Annotated in this window: 18 protein-coding genes; 4 read left to right on the top strand and 14 right to left on the bottom strand. The window is 59.3% G+C overall.

All coding sequences use genetic code 11. From position 1 onward, the window contains the following. Positions 1-5: 5 nt before the first annotated feature. The 8 genes from AC0Z5Z_RS22370 to AC0Z5Z_RS22335 all read right to left on the bottom strand — a co-directional run bounded on the left by AC0Z5Z_RS22370 (position 6) and on the right by AC0Z5Z_RS22335 (position 7,492). Positions 6-1,415: a circularly permuted type 2 ATP-grasp protein gene (locus AC0Z5Z_RS22370; RefSeq protein WP_485611662.1), complete on the bottom strand. Its 1,410-nt coding sequence runs from the start codon at positions 1,413-1,415 to the stop codon at positions 6-8. A gap of 477 nt (positions 1,416-1,892) precedes the next feature. Beyond that, positions 1,893-2,240, bottom strand: coding sequence for a ribonuclease E inhibitor RraB (locus tag AC0Z5Z_RS22365; protein WP_003223226.1), 348 nt, complete (start codon positions 2,238-2,240; stop codon positions 1,893-1,895). 209 nt (positions 2,241-2,449) lie between these two features. Further along, positions 2,450-2,683, bottom strand: coding sequence for a hypothetical protein (locus tag AC0Z5Z_RS22360; RefSeq protein WP_056784063.1), 234 nt, complete (start codon positions 2,681-2,683; stop codon positions 2,450-2,452). Positions 2,684-2,971: 288 nt separating this feature from the next. Further along, positions 2,972-3,847, bottom strand: coding sequence for a polyamine aminopropyltransferase (speE, locus tag AC0Z5Z_RS22355; protein ID WP_016773785.1), 876 nt, complete (start codon positions 3,845-3,847; stop codon positions 2,972-2,974). Positions 3,848-4,088: 241 nt separating this feature from the next. Next, a complete protein-coding gene (locus AC0Z5Z_RS22350) occupies positions 4,089-4,280 on the bottom strand; it encodes a PLDc N-terminal domain-containing protein (protein ID WP_016773784.1) in 192 nt (63 codons plus the stop codon). 71 nt (positions 4,281-4,351) lie between these two features. After that, positions 4,352-4,882 carry a hypothetical protein gene (locus AC0Z5Z_RS22345; protein WP_056784060.1) on the bottom strand — a complete coding sequence of 177 codons (531 nt, stop codon included), beginning with the start codon at positions 4,880-4,882 and terminating at the stop codon, positions 4,352-4,354. 158 nt (positions 4,883-5,040) lie between these two features. Continuing rightward, positions 5,041-5,559 carry an ankyrin repeat domain-containing protein gene (locus tag AC0Z5Z_RS22340; RefSeq protein WP_056784059.1) on the bottom strand — a complete coding sequence of 173 codons (519 nt, stop codon included), beginning with the start codon at positions 5,557-5,559 and terminating at the stop codon, positions 5,041-5,043. Positions 5,560-5,653: 94 nt separating this feature from the next. Beyond that, on the bottom strand, positions 5,654-7,492 hold the full coding sequence (locus AC0Z5Z_RS22335) for a long-chain-acyl-CoA synthetase (protein WP_485611661.1): 1,839 nt from the start codon (positions 7,490-7,492) through the stop codon (positions 5,654-5,656). 385 nt (positions 7,493-7,877) lie between these two features. On the opposite strand from AC0Z5Z_RS22335, the gene AC0Z5Z_RS22330 reads away from it, so the two are divergent. Next, entirely contained in the window at positions 7,878-8,156 is a 279-nt protein-coding gene (locus AC0Z5Z_RS22330; protein ID WP_016773780.1) for a DUF3509 domain-containing protein, read from the top strand. Between the two features lie 175 nt (positions 8,157-8,331). Here AC0Z5Z_RS22330 and mtnC read toward each other — a convergent pair whose 3' ends face one another. From mtnC to aroC, 5 genes are all read right to left on the bottom strand, one after another. Then, positions 8,332-9,015 carry an acireductone synthase gene (mtnC, locus tag AC0Z5Z_RS22325; protein ID WP_056784055.1) on the bottom strand — a complete coding sequence of 228 codons (684 nt, stop codon included), beginning with the start codon at positions 9,013-9,015 and terminating at the stop codon, positions 8,332-8,334. A gap of 4 nt (positions 9,016-9,019) precedes the next feature. Then, positions 9,020-9,565: a 1,2-dihydroxy-3-keto-5-methylthiopentene dioxygenase gene (locus AC0Z5Z_RS22320; RefSeq protein WP_038861971.1), complete on the bottom strand. Its 546-nt coding sequence runs from the start codon at positions 9,563-9,565 to the stop codon at positions 9,020-9,022. 92 nt (positions 9,566-9,657) lie between these two features. Further along, entirely contained in the window at positions 9,658-10,284 is a 627-nt protein-coding gene (locus AC0Z5Z_RS22315) for a methylthioribulose 1-phosphate dehydratase (protein ID WP_024012225.1), read from the bottom strand. Next, positions 10,281-11,426 (bottom strand): MFS transporter, encoded by a 1,146-nt coding sequence (locus AC0Z5Z_RS22310; protein ID WP_485611660.1) that lies wholly within the window; start codon positions 11,424-11,426, stop codon positions 10,281-10,283. Before AC0Z5Z_RS22310 ends, AC0Z5Z_RS22315 begins: the two co-directional genes overlap by 4 nt. A gap of 34 nt (positions 11,427-11,460) precedes the next feature. Continuing rightward, complete coding sequence (gene aroC / locus AC0Z5Z_RS22305; RefSeq protein ID WP_095180813.1) at positions 11,461-12,552, bottom strand: chorismate synthase; 1,092 nt, start codon at positions 12,550-12,552, stop codon at positions 11,461-11,463. A gap of 130 nt (positions 12,553-12,682) precedes the next feature. On the opposite strand from aroC, the gene AC0Z5Z_RS22300 reads away from it, so the two are divergent. Both AC0Z5Z_RS22300 and AC0Z5Z_RS22295 read left to right on the top strand, forming a co-directional pair. Further along, the gene (locus tag AC0Z5Z_RS22300; RefSeq protein WP_485611668.1) at positions 12,683-13,636 is read left to right on the top strand and encodes an alpha/beta hydrolase; all 954 of its coding nucleotides are present in this window, start codon (positions 12,683-12,685) and stop codon (positions 13,634-13,636) included. Positions 13,637-13,735: 99 nt separating this feature from the next. Then, complete coding sequence (locus tag AC0Z5Z_RS22295) at positions 13,736-14,527, top strand: hypothetical protein (protein ID WP_125918579.1); 792 nt, start codon at positions 13,736-13,738, stop codon at positions 14,525-14,527. Positions 14,528-14,661: 134 nt separating this feature from the next. Here AC0Z5Z_RS22295 and prmB read toward each other — a convergent pair whose 3' ends face one another. Beyond that, positions 14,662-15,570 (bottom strand): 50S ribosomal protein L3 N(5)-glutamine methyltransferase, encoded by a 909-nt coding sequence (gene prmB / locus AC0Z5Z_RS22290; protein WP_016773773.1) that lies wholly within the window; start codon positions 15,568-15,570, stop codon positions 14,662-14,664. 239 nt (positions 15,571-15,809) lie between these two features. Between prmB and AC0Z5Z_RS22285 the strand changes: the two genes are divergently transcribed. Then, entirely contained in the window at positions 15,810-16,400 is a 591-nt protein-coding gene (locus tag AC0Z5Z_RS22285) for a cysteine hydrolase family protein (RefSeq protein WP_016773772.1), read from the top strand. Positions 16,401-16,474: the final 74 nt, after the last annotated feature.

Genomic DNA, 16,474 nt, shown 5'->3' with positions numbered 1-16,474 from the left:
TTCCTTCAATCCTCGACTACCCAGGTGTCCTTGGTCCCGCCGCCCTGGGAGGAGTTCACCACCAGGGAGCCTTCACGCAACGCGACACGGGTCAAACCGCCAGGCACCACACGGGTTTCGCGGCCGGACAGCACGAACGGACGCAAGTCGATATGGCGCGGCGCGATGCCGTTTTCGACAAAGGTCGGACAGGTCGACAGCGATAGTGTCGGTTGCGCAATGTAGGCATGGGGTTTGGCTTTGATGCGCTCGCGAAAGGCATCGATTTCCGCCGTCGTCGCGGCCGGTCCGACCAGCATCCCGTAACCGCCGGAGCCCTGGGTTTCCTTGACGACCAAATCCGCAAGATTGGCCAGTACGTGGGACAGCTCGGACGGGTTGCGGCATTGCCAGGTCGGCACGTTTTTCAGGATCGGCTCTTCGTCGAGGTAAAAACGGATCATGTCGGTGACAAACGGGTAAACCGATTTATCGTCCGCGACCCCGGTGCCGATGGCATTGGCCAGCACCACGTTGCCGGAGCGATAGGACGACAGCAGCCCCGGCACACCGAGCATCGAATCCGGGTTGAATGCCAGAGGATCGAGGAATGCGTCGTCGAGGCGCCGATAGATCACGTCGACCGCTTTCGGGCCATCGGTGGTGCGCATGAACACCTTGTCGTCACGCACGAACAGATCTGCGCCTTCCACCAGTTCAACGCCCATTTCCCGCGCCAGAAACGCATGTTCGAAGAACGCGCTGTTGAAGCGTCCCGGCGTCAGCACCACCACGCTGGGATTGTCGATCGGGCTCGAGCTTTTGAGAGTGTCGAGCAGAAGATTGGGATAGTGATCGATCGGGGCGATGCGCTGGGCGGAGAACAGTTCGGGGAACAGACGCATCATCATCTTGCGATCTTCGAGCATGTAGCTGACGCCGCTGGGTGTGCGCAGGTTGTCTTCGAGAACGTAATAAGTGCCATCGCCATCGCGCACCAGATCGACGCCGGAGATGTGCGAATAGATATCGCGGTGCAGATCCAGACCTTGCATCGCCAATTGGTATTGCTCGTTGGCCAGCACCTGTTCGGCGGGAATAATCCCGGCCTTGATGATGCGTTGCTCGTGGTAGAGGTCGGCGAGAAACATATTCAACGCTTTGACCCGCTGGATGCAGCCGCGCTCGACAATCCGCCATTCACTGGCCGGAATGCTGCGGGGAATGGTGTCGAACGGAATCAGGCGCTCGGTGCCCTGCTCGTCGCCATAGAGCGTGAAGGTGATCCCGGCACGGTGGAACAGCAGATCGGCCTCGCGGCGGCGCTGCGCGAGCAGCTCGTCGGGCGTCTCGGCCAGCCAGCGGGCAAATTCCCGGTAATGCGGGCGGACCACGCCGCCGGCATCGTACATCTCATCAAAATAGGTGCGGATCATGCCGTACTCCTTGTCACTCCGGACATACAGGCCTTCGCAAGGCCCGTGCCATCGGCATAAACGCTTTGATTTCAATCGGTTGTAGATCCACGCCGGAGGCTGCGCACCATTCCTGTGCGGCAAATGCCCCGGCCCGATTGCCCCCGCTTCATTGCGACGCACTGCATCGCCTATCACCAGCATAGTCAGAGTTGATTTCACTGCCCGACCGCGACTGCGGATAATCCGCGCATTCGCTGCAAAACTTCCCCGGCAAGCCGCCGCGAAGGAGACAGCTCAACTGATCTGAACTGCCTTGGCAGCCCCGTCCCGACAGGACTTTATTGCATACCCGTCTTCCCTTTTAGCCACCCTCTCCGGTGGCTTTTTTTTGCCCTGGATTCTTGTTTCAGGATTTTGCCACTGCGATGTGCAGAAGCCAGAAACGACAACGGCCGACCAGAAGGTCAGCCGTTGCCCGACAAACAATGCGCAATATCAATTCAACCGGTAACGATTGCGCACCTCCTGCTTCACGCCCCAACCCTCGATAATGCCGCCCAGCGGTTCGACCACGGCTGAAAAGCCTTGCTCGAAATCGCCGATGTCGTCATAGGTTGCGTACATCACTTTGCTCAATTCCAGCGACCAGGCGCCGTCGTCGCGCGCACTGACCTGGGCATTGATGGATTCACCGCGAAATTTGCCTGCTGCCCTGCGCGCCCGCTCCTCGTCCGGGAAAATTGCGTAGAACTCGATGGGATGGAACCGGGAAAAATCGAAGCCGCCTTCTTTCATGCGGCGCAGAACGTTGCTGCTGATGTCTTCTTGATAGGCTGTGCTCATGAATCGTCCCCCTCGATTGATGGATAGACTTTCCGTATTCCCGCCCCGGGCCTTTTGGCCTAAGTACTACGGCAACGTGGTTGCGCGCGGGAAACAAGCATGTAGCTGACAAGACCAGACCTTAGCGATCCATTCGCTGATCTCGCTTGCAGAGTAGCCCCAAGAGAGCGCCGCTGCCAAGGCCTGGTTTACGAGATGACAGGAAGTGTTCAGACAGGGGTGATGCTGAGGATTTCGATGCCGTTCTGGGTCTTGAGGTTTTTCACCTCGGCATCGGTGGTGCGCCCTTGCAGGTCGTTGAGATCCAGCTGGGCGGCGACCGGAAGAAGCCGCTCCTTGATCAGCCGCGCGGCTTCATCATCGGACGGGCATTCCTCACGTTCGAAGACTTCATCAACAATTTCGCCGTGATCATCCACGAAAGTGACTTTCCACTTTTGCATCAGTGCCTCCTCGATCAACCCGTAAATGGGCTTACCTCTATCTCGACTTTTTTCCGCGATAGTTGGTTCAAAAGGATTACAGCCGCCAACGGTGAAAATAACCATCCGATCGATAGGGCGGACTCTGTGGCGAGGGGATTTATCCCCGTTCGGCTGCGCAGCAGTCGTAATGCCGTCCATTGCGGTTTAACGGAGACACCGCGCAGGCCGGTTCACGGATGCTGCGCATCCCAACGGGGATAGATCCCCTCGCCACAAAAGCTCCCTTGCAGAGCGACTTCAGAGTGATCAGTCGTTGCTTGGCTTGTTGACCGCTTGCAGCACGTATTGCGGCAAGGCGAACGCGCCGATGTGGATTTCCGGATTGTAGTAACGGGTGACGATGCCGCTGCCGATGAAGCGCTGTTGCAGGGTTTCACGGCTGAGCTTGCGGTAGGCCGGGTTGGTCGAGCCCCAGGCGAAGGTCATCGAGCCGCCGATGTAGGTCGGCACGGCGGCCTGGTAGAAGTGCCAGTCCGGGAACAGGCTGCGCAGGCGACCGGCGGTGGTTTTGACTTCGTCGATTTGCATGAACGGCGTGCCGTTCTGAGTCACGAGGATGCCGCCTTCGTTCAGGCAGCGGTGGCACGCCTGGTAGAAGTTCTCCGAGAACAGCACTTCGCCCGGGCCGATCGGGTCGGTGGAGTCGGAGATGATCACGTCGAATTTTTCAGTGGTGGTGGCGACGAAACGCATGCCGTCATCGATCACCAGGTTCAGGCGCGGATCGTCGTAGGCTCCGGCGGAATGGTTCGGCAGGAATTCCTTGCACATGTCGACCACGGTGCCGTCGATTTCGACCATGGTGATGTGTTCGACGCCGGCGTGCTTGGTCACTTCGCGCAACATGCCGCCGTCACCGCCGCCGATGATCAGCACGCGCTTGGCAGTGCCGTGGGCGAGGATCGGCACGTGGGTGAGCATTTCGTGGTAGATGAATTCGTCGGCTTCGGTGGTCTGGATCACGCCGTCCAGCGCCATCACCCGGCCCATGCGCGGGTTCTGGAAGATCACCAGATGCTGGTGTTCGGTGCGCACTTCGTGCAGCAGTTTTTCCATGCGAAAACGCTGGCCGTAGCCTTCGTAGAGGGTTTCCAGGTACTCGCTGGTCTTGGTGACGGTCATGGTCAAGTGCTCCGATAAATGCGCGGGCGCCATCGTGGGGACGATTGCCCGGGAAAGGCGCGCATTCTACGTTGCCGAAGATGACAGGTCGAACCTCCGGTTGTTTTTTACCAGCGCAAACCACTGTGGGAGCGAGCCTGCTCGCGAAAGCGCAGCATCAGTTGCCGGTGATGGCGACTGACACAACGTCTTCGCGAGCAGGCTCGCTCCCACAGGGATAACAGTGTGATCGAAAATCAGCTCAGATCCGGACGTTACCCCGTGGCCCGGCAATCGCCCAGATGATCAGGCCCAGCACCGGCAGGAGGATAATCAGCAACACCCAGACGATTTTCATCCCGGTGGAGGCGCCGCTTTTGAGCACATTGATGATGGCCCAGATATCGAGGGCAAGGATGATCAGGCCAATCAGACCGTTGAACGTGGAACCCATGGTGTCGCTCCAGAATAGTGGCATGCACTTTTAGGATAGACGGTCGCGCGCAGGGTTCCCTTTTATTGCGTTCAGACGTGAACAGCGACCTTCAAGGCTTCCAGTGCCGGCGCAGCGGCGATGCCGACCTCGGCGCACAACTCCAGCACGCGGGGTACGTCGTTGCCGTAGACCAGGACCATTTGCAATTCATCGTCGAGCAACTGGCTGAAGTTCATCAACGTGTAACCGCCGTTTTCCTTGTTCAGGCTGCTCATCTGCACCTGGATGCGGTTGAGTGCGGTCAGTGCTTCGGTCTTGGCCAGTTGCTTGGGCTTGAGGTTGAAATCCACACCGGGGCCAAACGAAGCAACGATTTGTGCGAACAGATCGACATAGGTATCGGCCTGGAACAGCACAGTTTCCGGCAGGCTGCCGACCACTACCCACTCACCCAGCGGGATCGGGAATGTGTCGTCGTAGTTGATGTCCGGATTGGCGGCCAGAAAAGCATTGGCATCGGCGTAGGCCTGCGCGGCTTCGTCGGCCACTTTCAGGATCTCGTCCTCGCCCATGCAGCCGGAGCTGATTTTGCTGATGAGTTCGACGAGTGCGGCTTTCATGAGGGCGGATCCTGTAGTGACAGTAGAATTTCGGGCGCGAAGAATAGCGCAGAAAAGCAAAAGATCGCAGCCTTCGGCAGCTCCTACAGGTCCTGCGTTCACTTGGCGAACGCATCAAGTGTAGGAGCTGCCGCAGGCTGCGATCTTTTGATCGTTTATCAGGCCAACAACTTTTCCAGCTGCGCAGTGGTATCGACTGCACCCATGGTCCGCGCCGCATCCAGCGCGGTCACGCCATTGGCGTCCTTGGCTCTCGGGTCAGCACCCTGGCCGATCAGGTAATCGACGATTTCAACGCGATTGAACATCGCCGCCATCATCAGCGCCGTGCGGCCGTCGAAGGAAGAACCTTCAATCTCGGCGCCCGCCTCAACCAGCGCCTTGACCACCGCCAGATCGCCTTTGAACGCGGCGCCGGCAATCGGGCTCTGGCCGTTGCCATTGCGCATTTCCGGATCGGCTTTGTGTTTAAGCAGAACCTTCACCGCATCAACATGGCCGTAGTAGCTGGCGAGCATCAACAAGGTGTCGCCCTTGCTGTTTTTCAGGTTCACCGGCAGCCCGGCGGTGACCAGGCGATCAAGCATCTCGGCATCACCGTCGCGCGCCTTGTTGAAAACCTGCTCGGTGAATTCGGCAGCTTCTTCAGGGGTCATCTGGCGGCTTTGGTCAGACATGTGGCACTCCATTTCGGTCTATCGGAAGCCGACAGTTTCCCGAGCGCGACGGTGCCTGTCACTCGGTTTTTTCCGAGCGTCCCGATAGCCACGCTCAATACCGATGTTTGCCTTGTTGAATTTCAGCGAGGATTTGCTCACTGACATGCACATAAGTTTCGCTGCCCGGCAGCCAGGCGAAGATCGGGTCATCGCCCGTGAGGCCGGGATCGAAGCCTTCTGTTTTCAGGCGAGTCTTCTGGTACTTGAACGTGCCGGTGGTTTCCATTTTCACTTTCACCCGCAGGAACAACGGCACGGCATAAGCCGGCATACGTTGCCGGACGAAACTCAGCAATTCAGCGAAATCCAGCGTGGCCAAGGATTCCGCAGGAGTGATGGCGGCCATTCCGGCGCGCCCGTTGGTGTTGGGGATTTCGACACCGTAGGCCACGGCTTCAGCAATCAATGGATGTTGCAGCAACAGGTTCTCGACTTCGGTGGTCGACACGTTTTCACCCTTCCAGCGATACGTATCGCCGAGGCGATCAACAAATTGAGCATGGCCGAAACCGATGTTGCGCAGCAGGTCGCCGGTGTTGAAAAAGCGATCGCCCTTGTTGAACACATCGTGCAATACGACGCGGGCGGTTTTCTGCGGATCGGTGTAACCGTCCAGCGGCGCTTTTTCGTCGATCCGCGCCAGCAGCAGGCCTTGCTCGCCCTTGCCGACCTTGCGCATGAAACCATCTTCGCCGCGCAACGGCTCGCCACTGTCATGGTCGTAAGCGACCAGTTCCCAGGCCATCAGGGAAAACCCGACGGTGTTGTCGAAATTGAGGATGTTGGTGAAACCGATGTTGCCGTCGCTGGCCGCGTACAGCTCACAGATATGCTCCACCGCAAAACGTGATTTGAACTCGGCCCAAGCACCAGGACGCAGGCCATTGCCGATCATCTTGCGCACATCGTGACGGCTGTCATCGACGCTGACCGGTTGCTCGACCAGGTAGCGGCACAATTCGCCAACATAGCCGATGGTGGTCGCGCGATAGCGGCGCACATCATTCCAGAACTGGCTGGCGCTGAATTTGCGGCGGATGGCGAAACCCGAGGCGCCGTTGATCGCCGATCCCCAACACACGCACAGACCTGTGGCGTGATACAGCGGCAAGGTGCAGTAAACGACATCATCCGGGCGCATATCGAGGGCGATCATGCCGAAGCTCGCCGAACTGCGCATCCACCGTCCGTGCTTGAAAACCCCGGCCTTGGGCAGACCGGTGGTGCCGGAGGTGTAGATGTAGAAACACGGATCGTCGAAGAATACTTGCGCGCTGCTCGGCGGGTTATCGCTGCTGGCGTCAGCACTGGCGCTGATCAGATTGACGTAATCCTCGGGCGCGATGCCCGGGTGGCTGTATGTGTCCTGATCAGCGACAAACCAGGTGCGGGGCGCTGCGATCGCTACCTGATCACGCACGCCGGCATAGGCAGCGGTCAGTTCTTCCCCGACCACGATGGCCGCAGGCGCAACCAGATTGATGCTGTGAACAAGCGTGTCGCGCATCAATGAGGTGTTGAGCAGCGCACTGACCGCGCCGAGCTTGGCCAGCGCCAGGATTGTCACCAGTAATTCCGCACGGTTCTCGATGAACACCGCGACCACATCGCTTTTGCCGATACCTTGCTCGCTCAGATAATGCGCAATGCGATTGGCCCACTGGTTGACCTGTGTGTAGGTCAACGCCACGTCGCCCTGCAATAACGCCACACCATCGGGATTGCGCAGCGTCGCCTGCTCGAACGTCCAGCCCAGGCCACACGTTTGGGTCGGATCCGTAACGTTGGCCACTTTCATGCCTTTGACCACCCGGGGGATGGCCTTGGCGATCATCGGCAGTTTGCGGAGCATCATGCCCCAGGTAATCGTGTCGCTTGGTGCGTGACGCATGAAAGCTCCCCGTTCGATCTTGACGTGCAGACCGCTGTTCTTGTTATCGGGTAATGACTGCGACCGACGCGTTTACGCCATGGGTCGAGAAGGAAAGTACGTCAGTGCTCGCGGGGCTGTACACGCGGTTTTTGCAATGATTTGTATCCCGTCGCGCCTCCGGGGAAGAGCGGATTCTGGTACGGACGTTTGGTTCCGTTGTACGGAGAAAAATCACGCAAAATGCAGGATGCACGATGGCCATTCATGCAGATTGCACGACGCCTGCAAAATGCACTACTTTCAACTCGTTGATTTTAAAGGGAATTTATTCGCATCAATACTGGCACAAACGCTGCAACTACCTCCGCATGCTTGCCATTCAAGTACATACGGAGCTGATGACATGAGCCTGATTCAAGAAAAATTTACATCGCTGTTCTCCAACTACGAAGTCAGCACTGCCCCGCGTCCTGACGGTGGCATCCTGCTCACACTGCGTAGCAGCGACGGCAAAGTCTTCAAACGCGCCCTCTCGTATCAGCAACTGCATGCCGGTGACCAACTGTCGTGGGCGATCAGCGCGATCCGCCGCGACCTGGCCGAACAAGCCAGCGAGCTGCCGCAAATTGCGATGCTGCAGAGCCAGCAGCGTTTTGCTCTGCCGACCTATCACTCGCTGTAATTGGCTTTAAACAAAAACAGGCCGTGGAGCATGCGCTTCACGGCCTGTTTTTATGTGCGCATGATTTTTGTAGGAGCTGCGGCACGCTGCGATCTTTTGATCTTGATTTCATGCGTAAATCGAAAGATTGCAGCCTCGTTTCACTCGACAGCTCCTACAGGGATGTGTGCAATGGTCAGAACGCTTCCGGTTCGATCCCGGTAAAGCTGTCCACCGTCACGTGTCCTGCCAACTCACCGCCTTCACGCGCCAGGCCACAGGTTTTCATGCCGGCTGACTGGGCAGCGTCGAGCTCTTCGACGATATCCGAGAGGAACAGGATTTCATCGGCTTCAACACCCACCGCCTGTTGAATGTTGCGGTAGGACTGCGCCTCACGCTTCGGCCCTGATGTGGTGTCGAAATAGCCGCTGAACAGCGGTGTCAGATCCCCCGCCTCCGAGCAACCGAAAATCAGTTTCTGCGCCTGGATCGAGCCGGATGAGTAAACAAACAGTTGATAACCGGCCGCATGCCAACGTTGCAGCGCTTCAACAGCATCCGGATAAACATGCCCTTTCAGCTGCCCGGCCTGATAGCCCTGCGCCCAGACCATGCCTTGCAACGCCTTGAGCGGCGTGGCTTTGCGGTCTTCAGCGATCCAGCTCAAGAGGATTTCAACAACCCGCTCGACATCGGCCTGCGGCTCGTTGCTGTCTCGGCGCACGGCGTCGAGCTGTTCGGCGACATCAGCACGCGAAGCGTTCTGGCGCACAAAGTCGGGCAAATGTTCGGCGGCGTAGGGAAACAGCACGTCGAAGACGAAACTCACCGCGCTGGTGGTGCCTTCGATGTCGGTGAGGATGGCTTTGATCGACACGGTTTCAGTCCTCCAGACGCGGGAAACGACCGGCGATGTCTTCGCCGGTGAAATTGGCAACCCAGCCTTCCGGGTTGTTGAACAGACGAATCGCTACGAAATGCGGATGCTCGCCCATGTCGAACCAGTGCTTGGTGCCGGCGGGAACCGAGATCAGATCATTTTTCTCGCAAAGCACGGCATAGACGTAATCGTCGATATGCAGGGTAAACAAGCCACGACCGGCGACGAAAAATCGCACTTCGTCTTCGCCATGGCGGTGCTCTTCGAGGAACTTGGCGCGCAGCTCGGCTTTTTGCGGATGATCACTGTTGAGGCTGATCACATCGACCGTAATGTAACCGCGCTCAGTCATCAGTTTGTCGATCTGCTCTTTATAAGCGCTGATGACCTCTTCCTGACTGGCGCCGGGCTGAATCTTCGCGGCGGCCTGCCAGCGGTCGAAACGCACGCCCTGCTCGGCCAGCGTCGAGGCGATATCTTCGAAATGGGTCAGCACCTTATTGGGAATCTCAGGGCTGGAAACGTGATAAACGGACAGGCTGCTCATGGGCAATTCCTCGGTAGCGGCGGCGCCGTCCGGCTCTTGAAGACCGGTCGGGCGCCGCATGGCATCAGGCAAACAGGCTGTTTCAGATGAACTCAGCCTTGGCGGTTCATGACGCTGCGGGTTTTCAACTCGCATTCAAACAGGAATTCAAAAGCCTCGATCTGCCGCAGCGCGTCGCTCATCTGCGCGCCCCATGTGTAGAGACCATGGCCGCGAATCAGATAACCGACGCAATCGGGATGGGCGTCGAGCCAAGGCTGCACCTTGGCGGCGAGGCGCGCAATGTCCTGATCGTTGTCGAAAATCGGCACACGCACCCGTGATTCATGGGTGGAAATACCGCTGAAGGCTTTTTGCAGTTCGTAGTCTTCGAACTCGATGAAATCTTCCGGGGTCAGGCGCGACAGCACCGTGGCATTCACCGAATGGGTGTGCAGCACCGCACCGATTTCCGCGCGCCAACTGTAGAGCTGGGTGTGCAGCAAGGTTTCGGCGGAGGGTTTCTTGCCCGGCTCCAGGCTATTGCCGGACAGATCGGTAGCGAGCACGTCATCCACACCCAACTGGCCCTTGTGCTTGCCCGATACGGTCAACAGCGCTTCGCTCGGCGACAGGCGTGTCGAATAGTTGCTGCTGGTAGCTGGCGACCAGCCACGGCCATATAGAAAACGCCCGGCGTCAACGATCTGCTGGGCGAGCTGTTCACGACTAAGGCTCATGGCCTGTCCTCTTGCATACATGTGGCAATGATAACGGCAGCGGCAAGCGCTGCGAGACTGGCAATACTAAAGGTCAATGTTGCGCCGAGGGCATTCCAGCTGTAGCCGGAATACAGCGCGCCGAGCGCCCCGCCGGTGCCGGCCAGTGCCGCATACAGCGCCTGGCCCTGGCCTTGCTGGCGGGCGCCGAAACTACGTTGCACTAAAGCGATGGCAGCCGCATGAAAGCTGCCGAATGTCGCTGCATGCAACACCTGGGCGAACAACAACACCCAGAGAAACTCCGCAAACGAACCGAGCAGCACCCAACGCAACGCCGCCAGCAGGAAGCTCGCCAGCAGCACCCGGCGCAGGGAAAAGCGCGCCAGAATGCGACTCATGGCCATGAACATCAGCACTTCCGCCACCACACCCACGGCCCAGAGCATACCGATGACGCCACGGCTGTAACCGAGGCGTTCAAGGTGCAGAGTCAGAAAGGTGTAGTACGGCCCGTGGCTGACCTGCATCAGCGCGACGCAAGCATAAAACGCCAGCACGCCGGGATGACGCAATTGCTTGAGGAAGCCCTCACCCGTCGGCCGATTGCCTTGCGCGGGCTGCGCATTCGGCACCCACAGGCTGCTGAGAACGATACCGGCCATGATCAGCACCAGCGCAGCCGGGTAGATGTCCAGACTCAGCCATTCGAACAGCCGCCCCAGCACTACCACTGTGATGATGAAACCGATGGAGCCCCACAGGCGAATCTGGCTGTAGCGCGATGTTTGCCCCTGCAGATGCGCGAGGGTAATGACTTCGAACTGCGGCAGCACTGCATGCCAGAAGAACGCATGCAGGGCCATGACCATCGCCAGCCAGGCGTAGGTCTGGCTGACGAAGATCAGCGAAAAGGTCAGCAACGTGCACACCGCACCGAAGCGCACGATGGCCAGACGCCTGCCGGTGTAATCGCCGAGCCAGCCCCAGATGTTCGGCGCCACGCAGCGCATCAGCATCGGAATCGCCACCAGCTCGCCGATGCGTGCGGCGCTGAAGCCGAGGTGATCGAAGTACAGCGCCAGAAATGGCGCTGTCGATCCGAGCAAGGCGAAATAGAACAGATAGAAACTGGACAACCGCCAGTAAGGAAGCGCCGCCACGCCGGTTATGCCGCGACGGCTTTGAGCGCGGCCATCAGAGCTGGCCCAGCACCGGCGTGCTCACGCGCACATCGGCGTTCTGCCCACGGTGGCGCAGCAGGTGATCCATCAGCACGATGGCCATCATCGCTTCGGCGATCGGCGTCGCGCGGATGCCGACACAAGGATCGTGACGCCCCTTGGTGATCACATCGACCGGGTTGCCATTCACGTCGATCGAATGCCCCGGGGTGGTGATGCTCGAGGTCGGTTTCAATGCCAGATGCGCAACGATTGGCTGGCCGGACGAGATGCCACCGAGGATGCCGCCGGCGTTGTTGCTGAGGAAACCCTCCGGCGTCAGTTCATCGCGGTGTTCGGTACCACGCTGGGCGACACAGGTGAACCCGGCGCCGATCTCCACGCCTTTGACCGCGTTGATGCTCATCAGCGCGTGGGCCAGTTCGGCGTCGAGGCGGTCGAAAATCGGTTCGCCAAGACCCGGCATCACGCCTTCGGCGACCACGGTGATCTTCGCCCCGACCGAGTCCTGATCGCGGCGCAACTGATCCATGTAGGCTTCCAGCTCCGGCACCTTGTCCGGGTCAGGACTGAAGAAAGCGTTTTCTTCGACACAATCCCAGGTCTTGAACGGAATTTCGATCGGGCCGAGCTGGCTCATGTAACCGCGAATGACGATGCCCTGACTGGCCAGATACTTCTTGGCGATCGCACCGGCCGCCACGCGCATGGCGGTTTCCCGTGCCGAACTGCGGCCACCGCCGCGATAATCGCGTTCGCCGTATTTGTGGTGATAGGTGTAGTCGGCGTGAGCCGGGCGGAACAGGTCCTTGATCGCCGAGTAGTCCTTGGACTTCTGGTCGGTATTGCGAATCAGCAGGCCGATCGAGCAACCGGTGGTGCGACCCTCGAACACGCCGGAGAGGATTTCGACTTCATCGGCTTCCTGGCGCTGGGTGGTGTGGCGGCTGGTGCCAGGCTTGCGGCGATCGAGGTCGCGCTGCAGATCTTCCAGGGAAATCTCCAGGCCCGGCGGGCAGCCGTCGACAATGGCGACCAACGCCGGACCATGGCTTTCGCCAGCGGTGGTGACAGTGAACAACTTGCCGTAGGTATTGCCGGACATGCAGGACGCTCCGTGAAATCAAACCCGAATTCTTGATGCGCGCCAGTATACGCAGGCTAACCGAGTAGTTCATCCTCGAACCTTAGTGGTGCTGGCGAGTCCAACCGGCACCTTGACCAATGATGGCGTGATGATGCTGCGAGTTCTGATCTTGAGTCTTACCCTCTTTACCGGCTTTGCCCAAGCGACAGTCCTACAGCGCCCGGTCACTCTGGACACCGGCAGCGGCGAACTTTTCGGTTCGCTGTTGCTGCCCAAGTCCGACAGCCCGGTGCCGATTGTTCTGATGATTTCTGGCTCAGGTCCTACAGATCGCGATGGAAACAACCCCGACGGCGGACGCAATGACAGCCTCAAGCGCTTGGCCTGGGTGCTGGCCAAACACAACATCGCCAGCGTGCGCTACGACAAGCGTGGCGTTGCGGCAAGCCTGGCGACCGCTCCCGATGAACGTGATTTGTCTGTAGAAGGCTATGCGGCGGACGCCGTGGCGTGGGGGCAGAAGCTCAAGGCCGATCCGCGTTTCGGCAAACTGATTCTGCTCGGCCACAGCGAAGGCGCGCTGATTGCCAGCCTCGCCGCGCCGAAGCTGGACGCAGCGGCGGTGATCTCGCTGTCCGGCAGCGCGCGCCCGGTCGACCAGGTCATCCGCGAACAGTTGGCGCGCAGCCTGCCGCCACCACTGATGCTGCGCAGCAACGAACTGCTCGACAGCCTCAAGGCCGGCCACACCGATGACAACGTGCCGCAACCGTTGCAGGTGATCTTTCGCCCGAGCGTGCAGCCGTACCTGATTTCGCTGTTCCGTCAGGACCCGGCGCAAGCCTTTGCCCAGCTGAAAATGCCGGCGCTGATTGTCCAGGGCAGCAACGACATTCAGGTCGGCACCGAGGACGCGAAGCTGCTCAAGGCGGCGAAACCGGACGCGCAACTGACAGTGATCGACGGTATGAATCACGTGCTGCGCATCGTCCACAACGACATGAAGCGGCAATTGGCCTCCTACAAGGACCCGAATTTGCCCCTGGCCGCCGAACTGGGCGCCGCCGTCATCGAATTTATTGACGGAATTCGTGCAAGTTAACTGCGTTTTACCCTCCAGCCTCACAGAAAACGGCCGATAAGCCTTTGTCGCCAGCGCAACGTCTGACGGCAAGCAGGGCTTGGACAGGATCTCGCCGTTATGACTGAAACCCAGACTTCACCCGACACCAGCGCTGAAAAAGACGCACCGCCAGCGGTCGAACTGCCGTGGGCGGACGTTCAGGCCGAGCACCACAAGATGCTCCGCCTGGCGCCGCTGCAGACCGACCGCAATACCGGCGGCCGGCCGTTGCGCTTTGTCGAATTCGGTTACGCCGAGCGCAACAGCAAAGAGCGCAGCCTGATGCGCATGGCGATCAAGCTGCCCAACCAGCGCGTGCGCAAAGAGCAGAATCATCTGGATGTGTGGGTCGACCACGCGAGCAAACGGGTGAGCTTCGGTCCCGATAGCGGCTTGCAGATTGAACCGCTGAATCGCGGTATCGGCCGCTTCATGGCTGCGCAAGGCATCAATTGGGCGAAAAAACGCTGGCCCGGCTACACCGTCGACGGCATGGACCTGAACAACAAGGACGCGCTCAACGAAGACACTCGCTTGCGCCGCGACCATTTCCTGCGCGTGCACGGTTTCGATGTGGCTTACGCCGATGCCCAGCATTTGAAAGGCAGCATCAAGGCCGTGCAGGTCGGTGATCTGCTCGGTGACTGGAACAGCGAAAAGCTGCAGATCGTCGAAATTCTTGAAGCCGCGCAGATGCTCCAGCAGGCCGAACAGAACCTGGCCGAGCAGGAAGTGAAACTGAAGAAGCAGGAAGAAAAAGTCAGCAAGTTCAAGCGTGAAGACGCCGGGCTGCGTTTCACCATTACGTGCCTGGTGGCATTTGCGGTGTTTCAGGCGGGGTTGTTGATCTGGATTGCTACGCACCGCTGAGGGCTTGAGCGCGTACTGATCGTTCCCATGCTCTGCGTGGGAATGCAGCCCGGGACGCTCCGCGTCCCAAAAGCGGACGCAGAGCGTCCATTGATGCATTCCCACGCGGAGCGTGGGAACGATCTGTCACAACCTTAGACGCGGGAGGCGAACAGGGCCTGATGCGCGCGGCACTGCTCGGCTGTGAGCATGAACACGCCATGCCCACCACGCTGGAACTCCAGCCAGGCGAAATCGACTTCCGGGTACAACGCCTCGACGTGCACCTGGCTGTTGCCCACCTCGACAATCAACAAACCTTTCTCGGTCAGGTGATCCGCCGCTTCGGCGAGCATGCGCCGGACCAGATTCAGACCATCATCACCGCAGGCCAGACCGAGTTCAGGCTCGTGCTGATACTCGTCCGGCATGTCGGCGAAATCTTCCGCATCGACGTAGGGCGGGTTCGACACGATCAGGTCGAAACGCTGACCCGGCAAGCCATCGAAGCCATCACCCTGCACCGTGTAGACGCGCTCATCGACGCCATGGCGCTCGATGTTCTGATTGGCCACTTCCAGCGCTTCGAACGACAGATCCGCGAGCACCACTTCGGCATTCTGGAATTCGTAAGCGCAAGCAATGCCGATGCAGCCGGAGCCAGTGCACAGGTCGAGAATTCGCGCCGGTTCGTTGCCGATCCATGGCGCAAAGCGGTTTTCGATCAGTTCACCAATCGGCGAACGCGGGATCAACACGCGCGGGTCGACGATGAACGACATGCCGCAGAACCAAGCTTCACCGAGCAGATAGGCGGTCGGAACGCGATCCTCGATGCGGCGCTTGAGCAAGCGCTGCAGATTGACCAGTTCGTCATCTTCCAGCGCGCAATCAAGATAGCTGTCGGCGATTTCCCAAGGCAGGTGCAAAGCGCCCAGTACCAACTGGCGCGCCTCGTCCCAGGCGTTGTCGGTGCCATGACCGAAAAACAGATCCTCCCCATGGAAGCGGCTGACGGCCCAACGGATGTGGTCGCGCAGGGTACGAAGTCGGGAAGTGATCACGGCGTAGAACTCCAGAAAAAACGACTGGCGATTCTAGCAGCCAAAACGCGCGACGACGACGCAGGAAAAACCGCGTGGTAACGGTCGGAGATTTCTTTTTTTTGCATCAGGCATTGAACGGAACGTGTAACTTGACAAGGCTGCAGGCCAAGAACGACGGCGCCTACGATGGTAGCGATTCACAGAACCGCTCAGCCAGAGGACAATGTCGCAAAAGCCCCACCCCGAGGAGCCCCAGAATGTCCGTTCCAAAAACGATGTTTCAACTCAGCGGCCGCGGTTACGCAGCGGCCACACTGAGCCATGCCACCGTGGTCATCATCGATGCCCAGAAGGAATACCTCAGTGGCCCGCTGGCCCTGAGCGGCATGGACGCGGCCGTCGCGAACATCAAACAAGTGGTTGCCGCAGCCCGTGCCGCCGGTCGGCCGATCGTGCACGTGCGTCATCTCGGCACCGTGGGTGGCCTGTTCGACCCGCAGGGCGAACGTGGCGAGTTCATCCCTGGTCTGGAACCACAGGGTGATGAAACCATTATCGGCAAACTGCTGCCGAGCGCGTTCCATGGCACCGAACTGCTCGAGCGCCTGCAGAACCTCGGCTCGCTGGACCTGATCGTTTGCGGTTTCATGAGTCACTCCAGCGTCAGCACCACGGTGCGCGCGGCGAAGAACCTCGGTTTCCGCTGCACTCTGGTCGAAGACGCCTGCGCGACCCGCGATCTGCCGTTCAAGGGCGGCGTGCTCAGCGCCGAACGCGTGCAGGAAGCGGAAATGGCGATCATGGCTGACAACTTCGCCACGCTGGCCAAGACTCAGGACCTGATCTGATCCTGCCCTTGTGAGCGGTGCATTGGCGCCGCTCATCCGCTATATCCGCTGATTTGCCGCAAATGCCATAGCCT

The organism is Pseudomonas sp. 1L-E-NC-VB-C3, from assembly GCF_057291535.1.
The sequence above is the reverse complement of the archived record's forward strand: the minus strand, read 5'-3'. Positions and strand labels throughout refer to the sequence as shown.